Annotated in this window: 17 protein-coding genes; 13 read left to right on the plus strand and 4 right to left on the minus strand. The window is 74.2% G+C overall.

All coding sequences use genetic code 11. The features are described from left to right. The first annotated feature begins 118 nt into the window (after positions 1–118). Together ACWD5O_RS14330 and pspM are read left to right on the plus strand one after the other, a co-directional pair. Entirely contained in the window at positions 119–1,000 is an 882-nt protein-coding gene (locus ACWD5O_RS14330; protein ID WP_354963208.1) for a PspA/IM30 family protein, read from the plus strand. A 23-nt stretch (positions 1,001–1,023) separates the two neighbouring features. Then, positions 1,024–1,809 (plus strand): phage shock envelope stress response protein PspM, encoded by a 786-nt coding sequence (gene pspM / locus ACWD5O_RS14335; protein ID WP_450085540.1) that lies wholly within the window; start codon positions 1,024–1,026, stop codon positions 1,807–1,809. A 42-nt stretch (positions 1,810–1,851) separates the two neighbouring features. Here pspM and ACWD5O_RS14340 read toward each other — a convergent pair whose 3' ends face one another. Both ACWD5O_RS14340 and ACWD5O_RS14345 read right to left on the minus strand, forming a co-directional pair. After that, entirely contained in the window at positions 1,852–5,556 is a 3,705-nt protein-coding gene (locus ACWD5O_RS14340; protein ID WP_450085541.1) for a hypothetical protein, read from the minus strand. A 170-nt stretch (positions 5,557–5,726) separates the two neighbouring features. Beyond that, on the minus strand, positions 5,727–6,554 hold the full coding sequence (locus ACWD5O_RS14345) for a DNA-formamidopyrimidine glycosylase family protein (RefSeq protein WP_450085542.1): 828 nt from the start codon (positions 6,552–6,554) through the stop codon (positions 5,727–5,729). A gap of 109 nt (positions 6,555–6,663) precedes the next feature. On the opposite strand from ACWD5O_RS14345, the gene ACWD5O_RS14350 reads away from it, so the two are divergent. Beyond that, positions 6,664–7,914 (plus strand): hypothetical protein, encoded by a 1,251-nt coding sequence (locus ACWD5O_RS14350; RefSeq protein ID WP_450085543.1) that lies wholly within the window; start codon positions 6,664–6,666, stop codon positions 7,912–7,914. 7 nt (positions 7,915–7,921) lie between these two features. On the opposite strand, the gene ACWD5O_RS14355 is transcribed toward ACWD5O_RS14350, so the two are convergent. Continuing rightward, a complete protein-coding gene (locus ACWD5O_RS14355; protein WP_354963203.1) occupies positions 7,922–8,182 on the minus strand; it encodes a CPCC family cysteine-rich protein in 261 nt (86 codons plus the stop codon). Positions 8,183–8,346: 164 nt separating this feature from the next. On the opposite strand from ACWD5O_RS14355, the gene ACWD5O_RS14360 reads away from it, so the two are divergent. Further along, positions 8,347–8,901 carry a hypothetical protein gene (locus tag ACWD5O_RS14360; RefSeq protein WP_450085544.1) on the plus strand — a complete coding sequence of 185 codons (555 nt, stop codon included), beginning with the start codon at positions 8,347–8,349 and terminating at the stop codon, positions 8,899–8,901. 140 nt (positions 8,902–9,041) lie between these two features. Here the strand turns inward: ACWD5O_RS14360 and ACWD5O_RS14365 are convergent, their stop codons facing one another. Beyond that, positions 9,042–13,610 (minus strand): ATP-dependent helicase, encoded by a 4,569-nt coding sequence (locus ACWD5O_RS14365; protein WP_450085545.1) that lies wholly within the window; start codon positions 13,608–13,610, stop codon positions 9,042–9,044. Positions 13,611–13,788: 178 nt separating this feature from the next. On the opposite strand from ACWD5O_RS14365, the gene ACWD5O_RS14370 reads away from it, so the two are divergent. The 9 genes from ACWD5O_RS14370 (at position 13,789) to ACWD5O_RS14410 (ending at position 23,007) form a co-directional block, all read left to right on the plus strand. Beyond that, positions 13,789–14,175: a hypothetical protein gene (locus ACWD5O_RS14370; RefSeq protein WP_354963200.1), complete on the plus strand. Its 387-nt coding sequence runs from the start codon at positions 13,789–13,791 to the stop codon at positions 14,173–14,175. A 151-nt stretch (positions 14,176–14,326) separates the two neighbouring features. Next, positions 14,327–17,161, plus strand: a complete 2,835-nt coding sequence (locus ACWD5O_RS14375; protein WP_450085546.1) for a Na+/H+ antiporter subunit A — start codon at positions 14,327–14,329, stop codon at positions 17,159–17,161. Further along, positions 17,158–17,637: a Na(+)/H(+) antiporter subunit C gene (locus tag ACWD5O_RS14380; RefSeq protein ID WP_354963198.1), complete on the plus strand. Its 480-nt coding sequence runs from the start codon at positions 17,158–17,160 to the stop codon at positions 17,635–17,637. The genes ACWD5O_RS14375 and ACWD5O_RS14380 overlap by 4 nt, the downstream gene beginning before the upstream one ends. A 22-nt stretch (positions 17,638–17,659) precedes the next feature. Next, positions 17,660–19,165 (plus strand): Na+/H+ antiporter subunit D, encoded by a 1,506-nt coding sequence (locus ACWD5O_RS14385; protein WP_450085547.1) that lies wholly within the window; start codon positions 17,660–17,662, stop codon positions 19,163–19,165. Next, positions 19,162–19,776, plus strand: a complete 615-nt coding sequence (locus tag ACWD5O_RS14390) for a Na+/H+ antiporter subunit E (RefSeq protein ID WP_450085548.1) — start codon at positions 19,162–19,164, stop codon at positions 19,774–19,776. Before ACWD5O_RS14385 ends, ACWD5O_RS14390 begins: the two co-directional genes overlap by 4 nt. After that, the gene (locus tag ACWD5O_RS14395; RefSeq protein WP_354963195.1) at positions 19,773–20,036 is read left to right on the plus strand and encodes a monovalent cation/H+ antiporter complex subunit F; all 264 of its coding nucleotides are present in this window, start codon (positions 19,773–19,775) and stop codon (positions 20,034–20,036) included. Before ACWD5O_RS14390 ends, ACWD5O_RS14395 begins: the two co-directional genes overlap by 4 nt. Continuing rightward, positions 20,033–20,395 carry a monovalent cation/H(+) antiporter subunit G gene (mnhG, locus tag ACWD5O_RS14400; protein ID WP_354963194.1) on the plus strand — a complete coding sequence of 121 codons (363 nt, stop codon included), beginning with the start codon at positions 20,033–20,035 and terminating at the stop codon, positions 20,393–20,395. Before ACWD5O_RS14395 ends, mnhG begins: the two co-directional genes overlap by 4 nt. Before the next feature lie 183 nt (positions 20,396–20,578). Continuing rightward, positions 20,579–21,946 carry a hemolysin family protein gene (locus ACWD5O_RS14405; RefSeq protein WP_450085549.1) on the plus strand — a complete coding sequence of 456 codons (1,368 nt, stop codon included), beginning with the start codon at positions 20,579–20,581 and terminating at the stop codon, positions 21,944–21,946. Continuing rightward, positions 21,943–23,007 (plus strand): hemolysin family protein, encoded by a 1,065-nt coding sequence (locus ACWD5O_RS14410; RefSeq protein ID WP_354963192.1) that lies wholly within the window; start codon positions 21,943–21,945, stop codon positions 23,005–23,007. Before ACWD5O_RS14405 ends, ACWD5O_RS14410 begins: the two co-directional genes overlap by 4 nt. Positions 23,008–23,090: the final 83 nt, after the last annotated feature.

The following is a 23,090-nucleotide window of genomic DNA, read 5'->3' on the forward strand; positions in this document are numbered from 1 at the left end:
CCGGTACGGATGCCTCGTTGGCCTCCGGCTGGGACGATGGAGACCGGCCGGGTCGTGGTCGGCCGGTCTATCCGGCCGGGCCACGGTGGATCGACGTTACTGAGGGGATACGGCGGAGATGGCGAACCCGTTCGTCAAGGGCTGGAACTACCTGATGGCGCTCTTCGGTGCCAAGATCGACGAGCATGCCGATCCCAAGGTGCAGATTCAGCAGGCCATCGAGGATGCCCAGCGTCAGCACCAGGCGCTGGTGCAGCAGGCTGCCGCGGTGATCGGCAACCAGCGTCAGCTGGAGATGAAGCTGTCCCGGCAGATGTCCGAGGTCGAGCGGTTGCAGGGCAACGCCCGGCAGGCCCTGGTGCTCGCCGACCAGGCCCGGGCCAAGGGTGACGAGGCCGAGGCCGGGCGGTTCGAGCAGTCCGCGCAGACCCTGGCCACCCAGCTGGTCTCCGCCGAGCAGGCCACCGAGGACCTGAAGACCCTGCACGACCAGGCGCTGGGCGCCGCCGCGCAGGCCCGTCGGGCGGTGGAGAACAACTCGATGATCCTCCAGCAGAAGCTCGCCGAGCGCACCAAGCTGCTCAGCCAGCTGGAGCAGGCCAAGATGCAGGAGACGGTGGCCCGCTCGCTGGAGTCGATGTCGTCGCTGACCGCACCCGGCACCACCCCGTCCCTGGACGAGGTCCGCGACCGCATCGAGCGGCGGTACGCCAACGCGATGGGCCGGGCGGAGTTGGCCGGCAACTCGGTCGAGGGCCGGATGTTGGAGATCCAGAAGGCGAGCATCGACTCGGCCGGCTCGGCCCGGCTGGAGCAGATCCGGTCCAGCATGGCCGGGGAACAGCTCGGCGGCGCGGCGCAGCGACCGGCGGTGCCGCAGGGCGAGACGACGGGCGCGGCCGGCCCGGCCAGCGACCCGACCGCCGCTGCCCGGCTGGACGAGCTCCGGGCCAGCATGGCCCGCGAACGGGGCACCGGCGACCCGACCGCCGCCGGCTGAACGACCGGCCCGAGGAGGTCAGCGTGGCAGACGAGCGGACGCGGTACTTCCGTCGGCTGGACCGGCTGCGCCGGTCCGCGCGGCGGTGGAGCGTGTTGGCCGGTGGGCTCGGCGGCGCCGCGGCGGTGCTGACCCCGTACGCCGGTCTCGGTCTGCCCGACGCGGCCTGGGCCGGCGCCGCCGGCAGCGCGGTGGCGCTGGCCGCCTGGCGCTGGGTCGACCTGCGCGCGCTGGCCGCCCGGCCGGCGCCCCCCGCGTTGGACCCGGCCGAGGCCGCAGCCCGTTCGCGGGCCCGGCTGGTGGCCGCGGTCGAGCGGCTGCCGGTCGGTTCCGGAGTGCTGGCCGAGGTACGCCGGGTCCGCAGCCGGGTCGCGCTGCGCGGCACCAGTGCCGGGCAGCAGTGGGCCCGACTCGATCGGGCAGCGCTCACCCTGGCCGGGATGACCACCCGGCTCACCGGGCTGGCCGAGCCGGCGGTGCTGGAGGCCGCCGCCGCCGACCGGTCGCTGCGTGACCTGGCCGCCCGGGTGGCCAGCGTCGAACGGGCGCTGCGGCTGGCCCCCGCCGACGCGCGGGCGCCGCTGGCCGAGGCGCACGGCGCGTTGACCGCCCAGTTGGAGAGCGGGGTCGCGGCCTACGAGCGGCTGGTCGTCGCCGCCGCCGGCTACCTGGCCGAGGACGCCCGACCGGAGACCGCCCACCCGGCCGCCGCCCGGCTCACCGAGGCGACCGACCTGCTGCACGGCGTGGCCTCGGCGTTGGCCGAGCTGCGCGCGGTCGGCACCCCGCTGCGCGCACCCACCCGCTGAGCCCGTACACCCGCTGACCCGGCGCCGCGAACCGGCGCCAGGTCACGGCGGGGTGGTGACCGGGATCCGGTCGGTGTACGGCGAGCTGCCCACGACATTGAACGACCGGATCCGGTAGTGGTACGTCACACCTCGGGCCAGTCCGGTGTTGGTGAAGCCGCGACCCGTCACCGTGAAGGTGGCCACCTCCCGGCCGAAGGCCGGGTCCAGCGCCCGCTGCACGATGAACCCGGCCCCCGGACGGGCCGGCGTGCTCGCCGCCCAGACCAGGACCACCGTCGCGGTGTCCGGTCCCGGCGCGCTGGCGGTGGCACCGACCCCGCTCGGCGCGACCGGTGCGGGTGGGGTGCTCGCCGCGGCCACCGTCGACCAGGCCGACGCGGCGCCCAGGTACGTGGTTCGCACCCGGTAGTAGTACGTGGTGTCCGGGGCGACCGTGACGTCCAGGTGGTTGTCACCGACGCCGATCGCGGTGGTGCCCGGGCCGCTGGTGAAGGTCGGGTTGGTGGCCCGCTGCACGTCGATGCCGGTGGCGAAGGAGCGGTTCGCCCAGCGCAGCGCCACCCGCAGCGGCGCGGCCGGCGGGATCGCCGCGGCCAGCCCGCTCGGGGCGGTCAGGTGCACCGAGGCGGGCACGCTGTTCGACCAGGACGAGTAGCTGACGGCGTTCTCCGCCCGGATCCGGTAGTGGTAGGTGACCCCGGGGGTGACCGTCGCGTCCGTGTAGCGGGTGGCGGTGGCCGCGACCGTGATGGTGGTGACCTCGCCGCCGAACGTCGTGTCGGTGGCCCGTTGCAGCAGGTGGCTGGTGGCCGGCGGGCGACCGCCGTTGCCGGTCCAGGCCAGCGCGATCGCCGGCAGCGCGGTGGCTGAGCCCGGCACCGGCGTGGCGGTCAGCCCGGTGGGCGCCTTCGGCGCCACCCGCAGCACCAACGGCCGGTTCATTCCGAGGTCGCGGTGGCCGGCGAGCTGGCTGTGCCAGCGGTACTCCCAGCCCAGGTTGACCAGTTGGTTCACCACCAGGGCGGGTCGCCCGTCGGCCGGGCTGATCGGGGTCGAACCGGTCCGGGCGCCGGCCGGGCGGCTTGGGTCGAGCAGTCGGACGCTGTCGCCCAGCTTGAACGGCAGCGTCGGGGCGACCGGACGTAGCGCCACCACCGCGTCCTCCCGGGGGTTCACCCGGATGATCTCCTTCCAGCCCAGCTCGCTGCCGTGCGGTGGCCGGAGCGTGCCGTCCCAGCCGACCCGGTTGATGAGCTGCACGTCGCAGCCGCCGAAGCGCAGCGGCTCGGTCTGCCGCACGTTGCCGCTGATCCGCCAGAATTGGGTCCCGTCGGTCGGCGCGCCGACCGGCACGGCCGGATCGGCGGCGAAGAGCACCTCGGTGACAGGGTCGGTCGGGCCGAGCGGCAGGGTCGCCGGGACGAGCGGCCCGGCGTTCGGGTGCCCGACGCCGAGCCGGCCGGCCAGCCGGCCGTGGCCGGGCTCGACGACCTGTTGCGCGGCCTTCACCGCGACGGGCAGGCTGACCGGCCCGGCGACGCCCGCCGGGGTGAAGGTGACCGTGGCGGCGTGCACCGGCACGCTCGTCTCCCGCGCGGTCCGGGTGCCGAACGCCGGGTCGTACGCCGGCTGCGGCACGATCGGCGGGCGCTGGCTGGCCGCGTACGCCAGGGGCAGCCGGCGGCGCAGCAGCGCCAGGTCGTACGTCGGGGCCGGCGCTCCGCTCACCCGGAACTGGAGCAGCGTGCGGGTGTTCGGGCCGTACCCCGGCTGGGTTGGGGGCGGGCCGCCCTCGGCGGTCCGGTCCGGCGCGTCGGTGTGCTGGTCGTAGCGCGGATCGAAGCCGGGCAGCGGTGCCGGGGCATCGTTGTACAGGATCAGCGTGGTGCCCGGCGGTACGGCGGAGAAGTCGACGAGCACGTCCGCGCGCTCGCCGGGGGCGAGCAGCAGCGTGTGCCCGTCGACGTTCAGCACGGTCGGGTCGAGGCGGTCGTAGCGGTAGCCGATCGGCCGGTTCGGCAGCACGACGGGAGCGGGCAGCAGCCCGGCCTCGTTGCCGATCTGGATGAACGCCGGCCCGGCGGCGCGGGGGTCCGGCACCCCGCCGTCACGCCCGTCGGTCGGCCAGTCCGCCGGCCGGTCCGCAGCCCGCATGGCGGGCACCATCGGCACCTCACCGGCGTCGGCGTCGGCCAAGGCGTCGTCCTCCGTCCACATCGGAGAGTCCGAGCAGGCCCGGTAGAGCTGGAGGTTGAGGCTGCGGTCCAGGCAGGCGTTGAGGATCCGGAACCGGTACGCGCGCGGCCGCACCGCCAGGTACGGGTAGGCGACGCCGTTGACCAGCGGGGTGTCGCCGTACACCTCGGGCACCGCGGACGGGTGCGGCGTGCCGGGGCCCAGCGGCGGCTCGTCCGGCGCGCCGACCGGATCGTGGTGCGGGTTCGGCACCGGGCCGGGCCCGGTCAGCGGCGGTCCGCCGGTGACGCCGTCCGCAGCCCGCCAGCCGTCCATCGACGGCCAGCCGTCCATCGTCTGCCAGCTGTCGCCACGGGTGCCGTCCGGGGCGGTGCTGCGCGACCAGGGTCCGTAGTCCCACCGGCCGGTCGGATTGCGCCCGCCGGACCGGTACGGGTTCTGCCGGGGCTGGTAGACGTGTGGGTGCCAGAGGCTGCCCCGGGCGCCCCAGCGTTCCCGGTCCCAGGTCGGGTCCTCGGCGGCCAGTTGGGTGTCGTCCGGCACGAAGGTCTTGTCCTCGATCACCAGCGGCAGCTGGTCGGCCGGCAGCACCCCGTCGGCGATGAGCTGGTCCTCGGCCGGGTCTGTGAGCAGGTACGGCGCGAGCTGCCCGCCGTAGACGGTGAGCCGGGCCAGGCCGAGGGTGTTGTCGTGGAACCACATCAGCCGGCCGCTCTGCTCGTTCGGGTAGTAGAGCGTGGTGGCGCCGGCCCCGGGCGGCGGCATGTCCGGCACGTGGGTCAGACCCGTCCCGGTCGGGTACGGGGTGATCTCCCCGGCCGGGGTGATCCACTGCCCCGGGTTACCGGCGCTCGTCCAGCCGGTCTGCGCACCGGCCAGGTGCAGCACCGCCCGGTTCTGCGGGTACGGCGCCGGTCCGTCCAGCGGGCCACCGCCGGCCCCGTCTACCGTGTCGTCGACCGGCAGGAACAGCTCCCCGGCCCGGCCGGTGGGGAGCTGGTTGATGAACTTCACCCGGACCGGCCGGCCCCGGCGGGCGAGGATCATCGGACCGAGGTGCCAGGGCCGCCCCGGTGGCGCCACCGTGTTGTGGCCCGACGCGTCGGTGCCCAGGTTCAGCTGCCGGTAGCCGCGCAGCCGGGTGGCCGGCAGGTCCCGGTGCAGCCGTTGGACGTACTCCTGGAGGCCGATCTCGTAGTAGTCGCAGCCCGGGAAGCTGATCGTGTCCGGCACCGCCACCGGCAGGTACCCACCGAGGTCGCCGCGGCCCAGCTGACCCGGGGTGGGCAGCACGTCGACGAACTTGCGCAGCCCGGTGCCCGGCACCACCCGCCCGTGCGGATCGCGTGCCGGTCGGGGGCTGTGCGCGAAGTTCGGCACCGGGCCGAAGCAGTGGGGCACGACGGCCGGGTCGAGGCTGGGCGCCGGGGCGGCGTCCTCGGCGGTACGTGCGGCCGGCACGGACGCCACCCGTCCGTTGGCGCCGCCGTTGCTGTCGCGGGCGCTCCGCTCGAACCAGGTGGAGCGGAGTCTGCGGAAAATCGCCATGGCTCTCCCCGGGGTCGGGGCACGAGGGTCGCCACCCCGGCGTGGCGACCTGGTCGGGCCCGGCACTCTGACGATCGGTGAGCACTCAACCGCAGCATGCGACTCCGACGGCCGGTTAGGAATTACCCAATCGTCCGTTTCTGGGATGACCCCTGTCCGGGTGCGGTGGGTCAGGCGGGCGCGAGCCTCTCCGGGTGCTCCGGTTGGCAGACCGGGCACCAGTAGGTGACACGTTCGCCCAGCTCCTGCTTGCGGATCGCGGTGCCGCAGCGGCGGCAGGGTTGGGCGCGGCGGCCGTACACGTAGCTGGTCTGCCCCCGGTGCAGCGATCCGGTGGTGCTCTGCGTCCAGCGGCCCCGGTTGGCGGCGAGCAGCCGCTGCGCCAGAGCCACCGTGCCGGCCAGGTCGGGCACCGCACGCACCGGCGTCCACGGCGACACCCCGCGCAGGAAGAGCACCTCGCACTTGTAGAGGTTGCCCACGCCGGCCAGGTTGCGCTGGTCGAGCAGCGCCTCGCCGATGGTCTGCTCCGGGTGGGCGGCGAGCCGGCGGACCGCCTCGGCCGGCTCCCAGTCGGGGCCGAGCAGGTCGGGGCCGAGGTGGCCGACCAGGCCGTCCTCCTCGGCCGTGGGCACCAGAGCCAGCTCGTGCAGGTGGTAGCCGACCGCGACCGCGCCGGGGCTGCGCAGCACCACCCGGATCAGGTGCGCCGGCCGGCCGCTCCAGCGTTCACCCGGCGCGTACGCACGCCAGGCGCCGTCCATCCGCAGGTGCGAGTGCAGCGTCCAGTGCGATCCGTCCACCCCGGGCCGGTCGGCGGGGGCGGTGAGGCGGAGCAGCAGGTGCTTGCCCCGGCTGGCCGACTCGCGGACGGTCCAACCGGTGAGGTCCGTGGTGGCCAGCTGGGGCACCCGGAAGTCACTGCCGGTGAGACGCGCGCCAGCCAGCGCGCGGTGCAGTACGCGCGCGGTGTTCCAGACGGTGTCGCCTTCGGGCACCCCGCTATCCTCCCTCCTTCGAGCAAGATTCGCATGTGTCGCCATTTGTACTCAGGTTCCTCATGATCTCCTGACATGTGAGGGTCAGGAAGTTCTGAGGAGAATGTCGATGACACGACCCCGATGTCGTAATCGCTCGGTCCTCGTCGCCACCCTGGCCCTCGCGCTCACCGCCGCGCTCGTGCCCGCCGCCAGCCCCGTCCCGGCTATTCGCGAGGCCGGCCACCCGCTGACCCTCACCGCCGCCGCCCCGGGCGGCGAACGGTGGAACGCCGACCTGTCCGTCGTCGACCGGGATGACGTCAACGTCCGGCGCAGCGCTGCCGGGCTGCGGCTGCGGGAGGCCCGGGCCGCCGGGCGCCGCCACAGCGCGGTCGCCGAGGGAATGCTGCTGACCGCCCCGCGCGCCCTCGCCCGGCCGGCCACCCGGGTCCGCGCCGAGATCACCGCCTCGGTCCCCGCCGGCGCCACAGTGGAGGCGCAGGTCCGGGGATGGCGGGTCAGCGGCTGGACGGAGTGGCGGGCCGCCACCGCCGGCGCGGTCTTCGACCGGCCGGTCAGCCGGGTGCAGACCCGGGTGGTGCTCACCGCGCCGGCCGGCGGCGCCACCGCGACGGTACGCGGCGTCCGGCTCACCGCCGACGCGGCCGCTGCCGTCTCCGCCGCCACCCCCGGCCGCACCTACCGGGTGTACGCCACCCGGATCGGGCTGGTCGGCGAGCTGACCGCCAACGGCCGTACGGTGCAGCCACGGGACCACTTCGCGGCGTTGCCGTCGCGTCGCGGGCTCTCCCCGCTCAACAGCGGCGACTACACCGTGCGGGTCTGCACCACCACCGGCTCCCGCTGCGAGTACGCGCCGGTCTGGGACGTCGGGCCGTGGAACACCCGTGACGACTACTGGAACCCGTCGGCCGTGCGGGAGAACTGGAAGAACCTGCCGCAGGGCCGGCCCGAGGCGCAGGCCGCGTACCAGTCCGGCTACAACGGCGGGCGGGACCAGTTCGGGCGTACGGTGCTCAACCCGGCTGGCATCGACCTGGCCGACGGCACGTTCTGGGACGGCTTGCGGCTGACCACCAACGCCTGGGTGGACGTGGCCTACCTGTGGACCGGTGGCGGGCCGCGCGGTGTGGTCGGCGACGGGCCGCTCAACATCCGCACCGGGGCCAGCACGTCGTACCCGAGCCGTGGCCTCGCCGCCCGGTTCGCCAACGTGCCGATCCAGTGCTACGTCACCGGCCAGTCGGTGGCTGGCCCCTACCGCACCTCCACCCGGTGGAACCGCCTGTCCGCCGGGCAGTACGTCAGCCACGCGTACATCTCCGCGGTGTACGGCGGTTCCGTGCCGGTCTGCTGACCCGAGCTCAGCCCCGCCGGGCGCCGTCCGGGCGCTCGTCGGGGCGGGCCAGGCGCACCATGTCCTGGTAGCGGGGGTGGCTGGCGCCGTAGACGGCGTAGTTGAGGCGGGCGTGCGAGAGGCTCAGGTCGCCGTTGGGGCCGCCCCGGACCGCGTCGGCATCGGTGTCGGACTGACCGTCGTCGGTCCAGAAGCAGACCGGGCAGGTCCCGCCGCCGGTCCGGGAGGCACAGCAGGGACAGGCCACGGGAACCACGTGTTCACCCACCGGGGAAGCATTCCACAGTCGAACAGGTTTGCGGTCGCCGAGTCTGCTCCGCAGGGTTGGCGCGTACCCGCGTCGCTCGGTCGACCGGCTGCTGGCGGATATGGGACACGGCACTGGCCGACCGGCCACTCCCGCCGCCGGGCGGTGTTGGGCAGACTGCCCTGGTGATACATCGGAGCCTGCCCGCCGTCGCCGTCGCCCTCACCGCCGGCTGCGGTAGTGACGACGCCGGTCAGCCGGACGCCGCCTCGTCCGTCTCGGCCCCGGCGGCCACCGGTCCTTCGGACGGGGCGACGCCCTCGACGGACCAGTTCAGCGCCAGCGGTGCCCCTTCCGCGCCCGCCGTCGCCCCGCGGGGGCCGACCGAGCGCCGACCGGCCAGCCCGCCGCCGGTGGTGCTGCCCAAGCGGTCGGCCGGGGCCCCCGGCGCGAAGCAGGTCGTCGAGGCGTTCAAGGCCGCCGGCCTGAAGGTGCCGCACCCGAAGGACCGTTCGGTCGACTGTGGGCCGGACGGGCTCGGCCTGGGGTGCTCCGAGCTGATCGCCACCGACGCCGTCACGGTGTACGTGTTCCCCGACGAGATCAGCGCCGGTGACATCGCGGAGACCTGGAGCGGGCAGTCGTACCGGCGCGGCACGGTGGTGCTCAACTACCTGGAGGCGAAAACTCCCGCCGGGGACCGCACGCGCTACGAGAAGGTCCTCGCCAACCTCGGCTGAGCGCCGAGCCCGTGGCGCCGGGCGTTGGCCGTCCGGCCGGTGGGGTGGGTTTGGCAGCAGGTCGGTGGTTGGCACCGCACGGGAGTTCGCAGCCGATCGTCACCCGCCGCGGGCGGCGCCGGCCCCATCCAGGAGGGCGGTCAGCCGCGTAGGCGTAGGCCGCGCGGGGTGGCCCGGAAGCCCGCGGCGGTCAGCGCGTCGCGCAGCGGCGAGGAGTGCACCGCCTCACCGTCGGCCCGCTCCACCGACATCGCGCCCAACGCTCCGGAGTGGACGGCGTCGGCGAGTGCCTTGCCGGCCGCGGCGAGCGTGTCGGCGTCGTCGGTGAAGGAGAGCAGCGTCCGGCCGCCGCGCTCCACGTAGAGCACCAGGTCACCGGCGACCTGCACCACCAGCGCGCCCGCCTTGCGGCCGGCCCGGTGCCCGGTCGCCGGGGCGGCGCCGTCGCCGGAGTCGATCACCCGGTCCGGCCAGGGCAGCGCCGCGCCGTACGGGTTGGCCGGGTCGGTGGCGGCCAGCACCGTCGCCGGCCCGCCCCGCGCCCGGGCTCCGTCGGCCGGCTCGGCCAGCGCACGCAACCGGTCCACCGCGCCGGGCACCGCGAACTGGGCCGCGCCCAGCCCCTCCACGAAATAGCCCCGGCGGGCCGCGCCGCGCTCCTCCAGCGCCGACAGCACCGGGTAGACCGCGGAGAAACCGCCGACCACCTGCTCGGCCATGACCGCGCCGCGGGTGACCACCCCGTGCCGCTCCAGCAGCACGTCGGCCAGAGCGGCGGCGCGCCGGGTCGGGTCGAGGTCCCGCTCCGGCAGCCGCGACCAGCGACCGGCGACGGTCGGTGGGCCACCCCGGGTGGGCAGCGCCACCCGGCCGGGCCGCCGGTAGCGGGTGCGCGGCGCGGACGGCCGGGAGCGGTGCGCCCCACCGGCTCCGAGCACCGCGCGCAGCGGGGCGAGGGTGTCGTTGGTGAGGTGACCGGCCCAGACCAGGTCCCAGATTGCCGCGGTCAGCGCGGCGTCGTCGGTCGAGCCGACCCGGTCGGCCAGCGGCCGGAAGAACAGCGCCTGCCCGTCGCCGAGCGCGTCGAGCACCGCCTCGTGCAGCGGGGTCCGGGTCAGCGCCTCGTCGGGCGGGGGGAGCAGCAGCGGCGCGGTGTCCGCGTACGCCAGGGTGACCCAGCCGTCCCCGCCGGAGATCGCCCCCGACCCGGCCCAGACCACCTCCCCGCTGGCGCACAGCTCGTCGAGCTGGGCGGGGGAGTAGTCGGCGACGCGACCGGGCAGCACCAGCCGCTCCAGCGCGGACGCCGGCACCGCGGCGCCCTGCAACTGCTCCACCGTGGCGGCGAGCGCCTCCACCCCCCGGGCGGACGAGCCGACCTGCTGCCAGCGGGGCAGAAACGTGGCCAGCGCCCGGGGCGGCACCGGCTCGATCTCCCGGCGCAGCGCCGCGAGCGAGCGGCGGCGCAGCAGCCGCAGCACCTCCGCGTCACACCACTGGGCGCCAGCCGAATCGGGGGTGAACTCCCCGGACACCACCCGACCGGTGGCGCCGAGCCGACGCAGCGTCTGCTCGACCACGAACACGCCGAGCCCGAAGCGGGCCGCGCAACTCGCCGCGGCGAACGGCCCGTGGGTGCGCGCGTAGCGGGCCACCAGGTCACCGAGCGGATCGGCCACGGGGGTGAGGTACGCCTCGGCCACCCCGACCGGCAGCGCCACGCCGAGCGCGTCGCGCAGCCGGGCGGCGTCCTCGACGCCCACCCAGCGCTGCTCGCCGGCGATCCGGACCCGCAGCACCCGGCGGGCGGCCTCCAGCTCGGTCAGCCAGCTCTCCGGTACGACTCGCTCGGCCAGCTCGGTGTCGCTCAGGTCGCCGAGCACCCGCAGCAGCTCGACCACGTCCTCCGCGTCGCGCGGGCGGCGCTGCTCGGTCAGCCAGCGCAGCTGCCGCTCGGTCTCGGCGAGAACCGTCGGGTCCAGCAGCTCGCGCAGGTCGACCCGGCCGAGCAGCTCCCCGAGCAGCGTGGAATCCAGTGCGAGCGCGGCGGCGCGCCGCTCGGCGAGCGGCGCGTCGCCCTCGTAGAGGAACGCCCCGACGTAGCCGAAGAGCAGCGACCGGGCGAACGGGGACGGCGCGCTGGTCTCCACCTCGACCAGCCGCACCTTGCGGGCGGTCAGGTCGCGCATCAGCCCGGCCAGCGCCGGCTGGTCGAAGACGTCCTGGAGGCACTCGCGGGCGGCCTCCAGGGTGACCGGGAAGTCGGCGTACTCGCGGGCCACGTCGAGCAGCTGTGCGGCACGTTGGCGCTGCTGCCAGAGCGGCTGGCGGCGGCGCGGATCGCGCCGGGGCAGCAGCAGCGACCGGGCGGCGCACTCCCGGAATCGGGCGGCGAAGAGCGCGGACGTGCCGACCGACTCCTCCACCAGCTGGGCGATCTCGTCGGGCTCGAAGACCACCACGTCGGCGCCGGGTGGCTCGTCGGCGGTGTCCGGCAGCCGGACCACGATGCCATCGTCGGAGGGCATCACCTGGGCGTCCACCCCGTACCGCTCGGCCAGTCGGCGACCCACTGCGAGGGCCCACGGCCCGTTGACCCGGGCACCGAGGACGCTGTGCACGGCCAGCCGCCAGTCGCCCAGCTCGTCGCGGAACCGCTCGACCACGATCGTGCGGTCGTCCGGCAGCGAACGGGTGGCCTCGCGCTGCTCGCGCAGGTAGGCCATCAGGTTGGCGGCGGCCCAGTCGTCCAGGCCGCCGGCGCGCAACGTGGCCAGCGCCGCCTCGTCGCTCTGCCGCAACAGGGTGCGCACCCGGGCGCCGATGGCTCGGCCCAGCTCCACCGGCCGGCCCAGCTGGTCGCCCTTCCAGAACGGCATCCGGGCCGCCTGCCCCGGGGCCGGCGAGACCAGCACCCGGTCGGGGGTGATCTCCTCGATGCGCCAGGAGGAGGAGCCGAGCAGGAAGACGTCGCCGACCCGCGACTCGTAGACCATCTCCTCGTCCAGTTCGCCGACCCGCGCGGCCCGCTCGGCGCCGGCCAGGAAGACACCGAAGAGGCCCCGGTCGGGGATGGTGCCGCCGCTGGTCACCGCGAGCCGCTGCGCGCCGGGGCGGCCGGTGAGCACGTCGGTCGCCCGGTCCCAGACGAGCCGGGGGCGCAGCTCGGCGAAGGCGGTGGACGGGTAGCGGCCGGAGAGCATGTCCAGTACTGCGTGCAGCGCGGAGTCGGGCAGCTCGGCGAAGGGCGCGGCCCGACGGACCAGCACGGCCAGATCACCGACCCGCCACGGCTCCAGGGCCACCATCGCGACGATCTGCTGGGCCAGCACGTCCAGCGGGTTGCGCGGGTAGTGCAGCTCCTCGATCGCGCCGTCGGTCATCCGCTCGGCGACCACCGCGCAGGAGAGCAGGTCGCCGCGGTGCTTCGGGAAGACCACCCCGCGGGAGACCGCGCCCACCTGGTGCCCGGCCCGGCCGACCCGCTGCAGGCCGGCGGCCACGCTCGGCGGCGCCTCGATCTGCACCACCAGGTCGACCGCGCCCATGTCGATGCCCAGCTCCAGGCTGGAGGTGGCCACCACCGCCGGGAGCTGGCCGGACTTGAGCGCCTCCTCGATGTGCTTGCGCTCCTCCCGGGAGACGCTGCCGTGGTGCGCTCGGGCGATCACCGGCGCCGCGCCGGTGGCCGCGCCGGACTGGGCCATCACCTCCGCCGGGGGCCGGTTGCGGACCGGACCGGCGGGGCCCTCCGCCACCCCTTCGGCGGCCAGCTCGTTGAGCCGCGCGCAGAGCCGCTCGGCGCTGCGTCGGGAGTTGGTGAAGACGATGGTCGAGCGGTGCTCGCCGATCAGCGAGAAGACCCGCTCCTCGACTGCGGGCCAGATCGAGGCGCGGCGTGGCCCGGGACCACCGAGGTCGTCCTCCGGCGGCTGCTCCTGCTCGTCCAGGCGGGTCATGTCCTCCACCGGCACCTGCACGCTGACCTCGATGGTCTTCGCGGTGGCGGGCTGCACGACGTCGACCGGGCGGGCACCGCCGAGGAACCGGGCGCAGGCGTCGATCGGCCGGACGGTGGCGGAGAGGCCGATCCGTTGCGCCGGGGCGGGCAGCAGCTCGTCGAGACGTTCCAGCGAGAGGGCGAGGTGGGCGCCGCGCTTGCTGCCGGCCACCGCGTGCACCTCGTCGACAATCACCGTCTGGACGCCGCGAAGTGAATCCCGGGCGGCGGAGGTGAGCAGCAGGAACAGCGACTCGGGCGTGGTGATGAGGATGTCCGGTGGGGTGCGGGCGAAGGCTCGTCGCTCGTCGGCCGGGGTGTCGCCGGTGCGCATGCCGACGGTGATGTCGGGCGGGGCGACGCCGAGCCGGGTCGCCGCCTGCCGGATGCCGGCCAGCGGGGCGCGCAGGTTGCGCTCGACGTCCACGGCGAGCGCCTTGAGTGGGCTGACGTAGAGCACCCGGCAGCGCTGCCGGGCCTCCGCCGGGGCGGGCTCGCGGGCCAGCCGGTCGAGGGACCAGAGGAAGGCCGCGAGCGTCTTGCCGGAGCCGGTGGGCGCCACCACGAGGGCGTTGCGGCCGGCGGCGACCGACCGCCAGGCGCCGGCCTGGGCGGCGGTGGGGGCGGCGAAGGCGGCGTCGAACCAGGCACGGGTGGCCGGGCCGAACCCGGCCAGCGCCCCGGCCGTGTCTGCGTCTGCCCCGGTCACCGCTCCATCGTGCCCCGCCGGTACGACAACCACGAGCGCCCGACCGTGAAATGTGTCCGAGTCAAAGCCATAAGCACCGGATGCGTGCTTAATGCGTTAAGTCTCACTTAACTGCTTGCTTGTGAGGAGCAACATAAAGTAACTTCACTCGCAACGCGAACCGGGGTGGGGGGATCGGATGGCCGGCGAGCAGCGGAATGTCGCACCCGGCACCGACGTGCTGATCCGCAAGGTCGACAGCCACCTCGCCACGCTCCGTGGCGGCCTGCACGGGCCGGAGCTGGAGCTCGCCGAGCGCCTCGCCCGCTGCCTGCGTGAGCTGGTCATCTCCACCGCGCAGGCCAGCGCCGCCGACCGCGGCCAGGTCCGCGCCGCCGTCCACTACTTCGTGCTGCGCCGGGAGAGCCGGGGCCGGCTGCTCTCGGTGCGGTCGCTCGCCGCCGCGGAGCGGGTGGTCGACAAGGTCGCCCGCCAGCTCGGCCGCGTCGACCTGCTGGCCGAGCTGCGCCGCGACCGCCCCGCCCCCGACGACGCGCTGCCCGTCGGAGACGCCCTGCTGCGCTGACATCGGCGCGCAGCTCGCCCGCCAGCGGCAACGCTTATGACGCGTCGCGGACGAATTCCGGCAAAACGGCCCGACGGGCGACGAACTGGCGTCTGATCGCTGCTAGGCGCCACCGTTGCACTGGCGTCGGCCACCACGACCGGGAGCGCGGGTGCTGGTACTACTCATCCTCCATCTCGTGGCGGCCCTCGTCGCGCCACTGTTCGTTCGGTGGTGGGGTCCGCGTGCGTGCTACCCGCTGGCGCTGGCGCCGGCCGCCGCGTTCGGCTGGGCGGTGGCCCGCACCCCGGCCGTCAGCCACGGCGGCGCGGTGGTCGAGACGTACCCGTGGATCCGACAGCTGGGCCTCGACATCGCGCTGCGGCTCACCACGCTGTCCTGGCTGATGACCCTGCTGATCGGCGGCGTCGGCGCGCTGGTGCTGATCTACAGCGCCCGGTACTTCGCCGCCGGCTCGATCGGACTGGCGCAGTTCGCCGCGGTCCTGGTCGCCTTCGCCGGAGCGATGCTCGCCCTGGTCTTCTCCGACAACCTGCTGCTGCTCTACGTCGGCTGGGAACTGACCACGGTCTTCTCGTACCTGCTGATCGGGCACAGCACCGAACGGCGGTCCAGCCGGTGGGCGGCGGCGCAGGCGCTGACGGTCACCACGCTGGGCGGGTTGGCCATGCTGGTCGGGTTCATCCTGCTCGGCGAGCACGCGGGCAGCTACCGCTGGTCGGAGATCGCCGCACAGCCGCTGCCCAGCGGCGGTTACCTGGTCACCGCCGTGCTGCTGATCCTGGCCGGTGCGCTGTCCAAGTCGGCGGTGCTGCCGTTCAGCTCCTGGCTGCCGGTCGCGATGGCGGCGCCCACGCCGGTCAGCGCGTACCTGCACGCGGCCGCCATGGTCAAGGCCGGCGTCTACCTGGTCGGGCTGCTCGCGCCGGTGCTGGCCGTGGTCGGCCCCTGGCGGCCCGTGGTGCAGGTCGCCGGCCTGGCCACCATGCTGATGGGCGGCTGGGCGGCGCTGCGGCAGACCGACCTGAAGCTGTTGCTGGCGTTCGGGACGGTCAGCCAGCTCGGCCTGCTGGTCGCGGTGACCGGGTCCGGCACGCCGGACGCCGCGCTGGCCGGTACGGCGATGCTGCTGGCGCACGCGCTGTTCAAGGCGGCGCTGTTCCTGGTCGTCGGCGTCATCGACCACGCCGCCGGCACCCGCGACCTGCGCGAGCTGTCCGGGCTGCGGCACTGGTCCCGACCGCTGTTCGTGGTCGGGGTGCTGGCCGCGGCGTCGATGGCCGGCGTGCCGCCGTTGGTCGGTTTCGTGGCGAAGGAGGCGGTGTTCGCGGCGTTCACCGACCGGCCGGTGCTCCTCACCGGTCTGGTCGCCGGGACCGTGCTCACCGTCGCGTACAGCGCCCGCTTCGTCTGGGGCGCGTTCGCGGACCGGCCGGGCGTGGCATCGGTCCAGCCGGACCCGATCGCCGGGTCGCTGCTGATCCCACCGGCGGTGCTGGCCGGCGTCGGGTTGCTCGCCGGCCCGGCAGCCGGCCTGCTGGACGGCCTGCTGCGCCCGTACGCCGACCTGTCCAGCGGCGTCCACGCGCACCTCGCGCTGTGGTCCGGACCGACCCCGGCGCTCGGCCTGTCCGCGCTGGCGCTCGCCGGTGGCGGACTGCTCTTCGCGCTGCGCGGGCCGCTCGCTCCGGTGCTGGCCCGGCTCCGCTGGCCGGTCAGCGGAAAGCAGGGCTACGAGTGGATCGTGGGCCGGTTCGACCGACTGGCCATCGAGGTCACCGGAGCGACCCAGCGCGGCTCCCTGCCGCAGTATCTGGGCGTCATCCTGGTCGTCCTTGTGCTGCTGCCCGGCGGTGCGATGCTCGCCGTCGGCCCGTGGCATGCCCGGATCCCGCTCTGGGACACCCCGCTGCAGACGGTGGTCGTGCTGGTGATCGGGGTGGCCGCGGTGCTGGCGGTCCGCGCCCGCCGGCGGCTGACCGCGATGCTGCTGGTGGGGATGACCGGCTACGGCAGCGCCATGCTGTTCGTCCTGCACGGCGCGCCCGACCTCGCGCTCACGCAGTTCCTGGTGGAGACCGCGACCATCGCGGTCTTCGTGCTGGTGCTGCGCCGCCTGCCCAACCGGTTCTCGGTCCGTCCGCTGCGCCGCAGCCGGTGGGTCCGTCGGGCGGTCGGGGTGGCGGTGGGTGTGGTGGCCGCTGGGCTGGCCCTCGTCGCCGCCGGCGCCCGTCGGGCGCCGGACATCTCCGCCGTCTTTCCGGACCTGGCGGTGGCCGAGGGGTACGGCCGCAACGTGGTCAACGTGACCCTGGTCGACATCCGGGCCTGGGACACCATGGGTGAGCTGGCGGTGCTGGTGGTGGCGGCGACCGGGGTCGCCAGCCTGATCTTCGAGCGGTCCCGCACCGGGCCCCGGCCGCGCCGGCCGGAGTCGGCGAGGCCGGCGAAACAGACCGACCGGCCGGTGTGGCTGCGCGGCGGGCCCACGCTGGACGAGGAGCGCCGCTCCATCGTGCTGGAGGTGATCATCCGGCTGATCTTCCACACCGTGGTGCTGTTCTCCCTGTTCCTGCTCTTCTCCGGACACAACGGCCCGGGCGGCGGCTTCGCTGGCGGGCTGGTGGCGGGGCTCGCCCTGGTGGTCCGCTACCTGGCCGGCGGCCGGTACGAGCTCGCCGAGGCGGCGCCGGTGGGCGCCGGCACGGTCCTCGGCGCCGGCCTGGCCCTGTCGGTGGGCACCGGCGTCGTGGCGCTGCTGGCCGGTGGATCGGTGCTGGAGAGCGCCAAGGTCGACCGGTCCCTGCCGCTGGTCGGCGACGCACACCTGGTCACCTCGCTCTTCTTCGACGTCGGCGTGTACCTGGTCGTGATCGGGCTGGTGCTGGACATCCTGCGCAGCCTCGGGGCCGAGGTGGACCGGCACATCGAGGCGACCGGAACCGCCGCCGGTGGACTCACCGTCGACAAGGGGGACCGGCCATGACCACCAGTGGCGCCGGGCCCGTGCTGGTGCTGGTGCTCGCTGTCGGGGTGCTGGTCGGTTGCGGGGTGATCCTGCTGCTGGAGCGCAGTCTGACCCGGATCCTGCTCGGCGTGATCCTGCTCGGCAACGGGGTCAACCTGCTGATCCTGCTGGGCGGTCGGTCCGGTGGGGCGCCGATCGTCGGCACCGGCCCGGTGGACCGGATGAGCGACCCGCTGCCGCAGGCCATGGTGCTGACCTCCATCGTGATCACCTTCGGGTTGACCGCGTTCCTGCTCGCCGTGGCGTACCGGAGCTGGTACCTCACCGGCGACGATGAGGTGCCCGACGACCTGGAGGACCAGCAGATCATCAGGCGGGCCGAGCGCAACGAGGTGGGCACGGCCGACCTCGGCGGGGAGGGCCCGGACGACGATCCGGAGCAGGTCGATCCCGAGCCCGCCCGGCGTCGGCTGCATCGCGGGGACGAGGCGTGATGGCCGGGTCGCGGGGGAAGCGATGAGCCGGCTGCTGCCCCTGCCGGTGGTGATGCCGCTGCTCGGCGCGGCGCTGACCCTGCTGCTGGCCGCCCGGCCCCGGCTCCAACGCGCGGTCAGTGTGCTCTGCCTGAGCGGCACCCTCGTCGTGGCGCTCCTGCTGCTGGTGCAGGCGTACCGGTACGGGCCGGTGGTGATGGCGATCGGCGGCTGGCCGGCGCCGGTCGGCATCGTCCTGGTCGCCGACCAGCTCGCCGCGCTGATGCTGGTGGTCTCCTCGTCGGTCATCCTCTGCGTGCTGCTGTACTCGATCGGCCAGGGCCGCAGCGAGATCGGCGAGACCACACCGGTGGTCATCTTCCACCCGACGTACCTGGTGCTCACCGCCGGCGTCACCAACGCGTTCCTCGCCGGTGACCTGTTCAACCTCTTCGTCGGTTTCGAGATCCTGCTGGCCGCCAGCTTCGTGCTGATCACCCTGGGCGGCACCGAGATCCGCATCCGTACCGGGTCGACGTACGTGGTGGTCAGCATCCTCTCCTCGATGATCTTCCTGGCCGGGGTGGGCCTGGTGTACGCGGCCACCGGCACACTCAACCTGGCCCAACTGGCTCAGCGCCTCGACGACCTGCCCGCCAACGTCCGGCTGACCCTGGAACTGATGCTGCTGCTCGCGTTCGCCATCAAGGCGGCGGTCTTCCCGCTCTCGGCCTGGCTGCCGGACAGTTACCCCACGGCGCCGGCTCCGGTCACCGCGGTCTTCGCGGGGCTGCTCACCAAGGTGGGCGTCTACGCGATCATCCGCACCGAGACGCTGCTCTTTCCGGGTGGGCAGGCCGACGAGCTGCTCATGGTCGTCGCCGGCCTCACCATGGTGGTCGGCATCCTCGGCGCGGTGGCCCAGTCGGACATGAAGCGGCTCTTCTCGTTCACCCTGGTCAGCCACATCGGTTACATGATCTTCGGGGTGGCGTTGAGCACCGTCGCCGGGCTCGCCGGCGCGATCTTCTACGTGGTGCACCACATCACCATCCAGACCACGCTGTTCCTGGTCGCCGGGCTGGTCGAGGAACGGGCCGGCAGCACCGACCTGCGCCGCCTCGGCGGGCTGGCCCGGATGGCGCCGCTGCTCGGCGTGCTGTTCTTCGTCCCGGCGATGAACCTCGCCGGCGTGCCACCGTTCTCCGGCTTCCTCGGCAAGCTCGGCCTGCTCCAGGCCGGGGTGGCGGCCGGCGGGCCGCTGCCCTTGGTGCTCGTCGCGGCGGGCACGCTGACCAGCCTGCTCACCCTCTACGTGGCCTCCCGGGTGTGGAACATCGCCTTCTGGCGGTCGCCCCGGTTGGCCACCACCGAGCCGGCCGTCCGGCTGCCCACGCTGATGGTCGGGGCCACCATGGCCCTGGTCGCGTTCGGGTTGGCGCTGACCGTGGTGGCCGGTCCGCTCTTCGACGTCACCGTCGACGCGGCCACCGACCTGCGCTCGCGCACCCCGTACGTGCGGGCCGTCCTGCCGGGCGGCGGACCGTGACCGCCCCGCGCGGAACGGTCCCGGGCGGCGCCGACGAGCCGGCCGCGCCACGGCGGCACCGGCTCGGACGCTGGCGGGACCAGGCGCTGGCGTTCGGCTGGCTGGTGGCGGTCTGGTGCCTGCTCTGGGGCGACATCAACTGGGCGAACCTGGCCGGAGGCCTGCTGGTGGGCGGCGCGGTGCTGCTCTTCTTTCCGCTGCCGGCGGTCACCTTCGCCGGGCGGCTGCGCCCCCGGGCGCTGCTGGTGTTCGCGTTCCGGTTCGGCACCGAACTGGTCGGCGCGAGCCTGCACGTGGCCCGGATCGCGGTGCAGCCCGGCTACCGACCGCGTGGGGCGATCATCGGGGTGCGGCTGCGGGTGCCCACCGACCTGAACCTGGCGCTCACCGCGGAAGCGGTCTCGCTGGTGCCCGGCACGTTGATCCTCGAGGTGGACCGGGATTCCGGAACGCTCTACCTGCACGTGCTGGACACCCACGGGCCGGCGGAGCTGACCCTCGCCCGGGAGCGCACCCTCGCCGTCGAGCGGCGGATCGTCCGGGCGGTGGGCTCCGCCGCCGAACTGCGCCTCGTCGAGACCGATGCCGTCGAGAAGGGAACCCTCCCGTGATCACGTTCCTGGCCGTCGTTCTCACCGCCCTGCTCTCGGTGACCGCGTTGCTCGCGCTGACCCGGCTCTACCGGGGCCCGTCGCTGCTGGACCGGGTGATCGCCGCGGACATGCTGCTCGCCACGATGGTCGGCGCGGTCGGCGCCGAGGCGGCGGTCAACCGGCACGCCACGACACTGCCCGTCCTGGTCGTGCTGTCCCTGCTCGGCTTCATCGGCTCGGTGTCGCTGGTCCGCTTCGCCGTTCGGGAGCAGGCATGATCGGGACGATCGCGGACTGGCTCGGCGCCGGTTGTCTGGTGGCCGGCGCGCTGCTCGGCCTGGCCGCCGCGATCGGCGTGCTCCGCTTTCCGGACGCTCTGTCCCGGATGCACGCGGCCACCAAACCGCAGGTGCTCGGGGTGCTCCTGCTGCTGCTCGGCATCATGCTGAGGCTGCGGTCGCCGGCGGACCTCGGCATGATCATGCTGGTGGCGGTCTTCCAACTGGCCACCGCGCCCGTCGCGGCACAGATGATCGGCCGCGCCGCGTACCGGGCCGGCCGGCTGGACCGGGACCTGCTCGACGCGGATGAGCTGGCCGAACGCGGGCCGGGCCGGGGGCCGGCGGGGCCGGGGTGACGGCTTGGGCCACCGCTGTTGAACCGGACGATCGGCGCCTTCGGCCCACCCTCAGCGGAGTCCCAGCCAGCGCCGATAAAATGAAGGCATGATCGACTCTTCTGCCCAGGAGGGCAGCAGTAGCCAGCCGGGTCGTGCCCGGCATATCCCCGTTCCGACGACCCCGGGAGCCCTGAGCGACCCGTGTTGATCGTCGTCGGTCTCCTTCTGATCATCGTGCTCACCGCCGCCACCGGCTACTTCGTGGCGCAGGAGTTCGGCTATGTCGCCGTCGACCGGGGCAAGCTCCGCCAGCTCGCCGATGACGGCGACGCGGCTGCCGCCCGGGCCCTGACCGTCACCAGCCGGCTCTCCTTCATGCTCTCCGGCGCGCAGCTCGGCATCACCGTCACCGCGCTGCTGGTCGGCTACTTCGCCGAGCCGTACCTCGGCGGCGGCCTCGCCGACCTGCTCGGCGTCGCCGGCGTCGGCGAGGCGGTCAGCCTGCCGCTGTCGGTGGCGCTGGCGCTGGTCATCGCCACCGTGGTCCAGATGGTCCTCGGTGAGCTGGCCCCGAAGAACCTGGCCATCGCCCGGGCCGAGCCGCTGGCCCGGGCACTGAGCCGGTCCACCCTGGCGTACCTCACCGTCGCCGGGCCGGTGATCCGGCTCTTCGACCGGGCGTCGGTGCGGCTGCTCCGTCGGGTCGGCATCGAGCCGATCGAGGAGCTGCCCAGCGGCGCCACCCCGGCCGACCTGGAACAGATCATCGCCGAGTCCCGCGAGGAGGGCAGCCTGGACGCGGAGATGTCCACGCTGCTCGACCGGGGGCTGGATTTCCGAGAGCTGACCGCCGGCGAGGCCATGGTGCCCCGGGTCGACGTGCACACCCTGCGGGCGCACGAGCCGGTGAGCCGGGTGGTCGAGCTGCTGGACACCGGCCACTCCCGGTTCCCGGTGCGCGGCGCGGAGGGCGTCGACGACCTGATCGGCATCGTCGGCATCGCCGACGTGCTCGGCGTACCCCCGGGGGAGCGGGCCACCACCCCGGTGAGCGCGGTGGCCGGGCCGCCGCTGCTGGTGCCGGAGACGTTGCCGTTGCCCACGGTGCTCGACCGGCTGCGGTCCGGGCACCGGCAGATGGCCTGCGTGGTCGACGAGTACGGCGGCTTCGCGGGCGTGATCACGCTGGAGGACATCGCCGAGGAACTGGTCGGCCCGATCCGGGACGAGGACGACCCGCCGGAGCGGGCACCCGCCCGGCAGGACGACGGGTCCTGGGTGGTGCCGGCCCGCTGGAGGATCGACGAGGTCGCCGACAGCACCGGCATCGCGCTGCCTGAGGCCCCGGAGTACGACACCCTCTCCGGGTTGGTCATGCGGGAGCTGGGCCGGGTGCCGGAGGTCGGCGACCGACTGGAGATCAGCCTGCTGCCCGACGGAGCCGACGCCGAGGACGGCGAGGCCGAACCCCGGGCGCTGGTCGAGGTGCTGGCCGTCGACCGGCACGTGGCCGACTCGGTGCGCTTGCAGCTGACCGACCCGGGCGACCGGCGCGAGGTGTCCCGATGAGTCCGGGGATCGCGCTGTTCAGCTCGGTGATCCTGCTGGCGCTGAACGGGTTCTTCGTGGCCGCCGAGTTCGCCCTGGTGGCCAGCAAGCGGTACCGCCTGGAGCAGGCGGCGGCCAACGGCGGCCGAGCGGCTCGGGCGGCGCTGGACGGCGTCCGCGAGTTGTCGCTGATGCTGGCCGGGGCGCAGCTCGGCATCACCCTCTGCACCCTGGGGCTCGGTGCGCTGGCTGAGCCGGCGATCGAGCACCTGCTCAGTCCGCTGCTGCACGCGGTGGGGCTGCCGGACGCGGCCGGCCACCTGATCGCCCTGGTCTTCGCCCTCGGGTTGGTCACCTTCCTGCACCTGGTGGTGGGGGAGATGGCGCCGAAGTCGTGGGCGATCACCGACGCGGAGCGCTCGGCGACGCTGCTCGCGCTGCCGTTCCGTGCTTTCGCCCGGGTGTCCCGGCCGGTGCTCTCCGCGCTGAACGCGCTGGCCAACGCGATCCTGCGGCTGTTCGGTGTCAACCAGCAGGATCAGCTGGCCCAGGTGCACGGCCCGGACGAGCTGCGGATCCTGCTGGAGCAGTCACGCGAGCACGGGCTGCTCGGCGCCGAGCAGCACCAACTGCTGACCAGCATGCTGGAGTTGCAGGGCACGTCGGTGGCGCAGGTGATGGAGCCGTTCGCCACCATGGTCACGGTCCGCCGGGGCGACCCGGCCGAGCGGATCGAGCAGGTCAGCCGGGACAGCGGCCGGTCCCGGCTGGCGGTGCTGGACGCGGCGGGTGACGTCTGCGGCCTGGTGCACGTGCGGGAGGCGGTGCGGGTGGTCACCACCGGTCGCGTCGCCACCGCCGGTGAGCTGATGACGCCCGCGTTCACGCTGCCCGCGACGTCCTCGGTCACCGAGGCGGTGGCCGCGATGCGGGCCCGGCAGTCCCAGCTCGCGCTGGTGCGCAACGGCGGTGGCCCGGCCCGGCCGATCGGCTTCGTCGCCCTGGAGGACCTGCTGGAGGAGGTCATCGGCGAGTTCGACGACGAGACCGACACGGTGCCGCGCGGGAGGCGGTTGCGATGAACCGGAGGAGTGGTTTCTCTTCGCGAAAGTCGGGGTGACCCGGCGCGGGGTCCGCGACAGTTGAGAGTGGCCTCGTCGGGGCT

Source organism: Micromonospora sp. NPDC005161 (assembly GCF_053599855.1).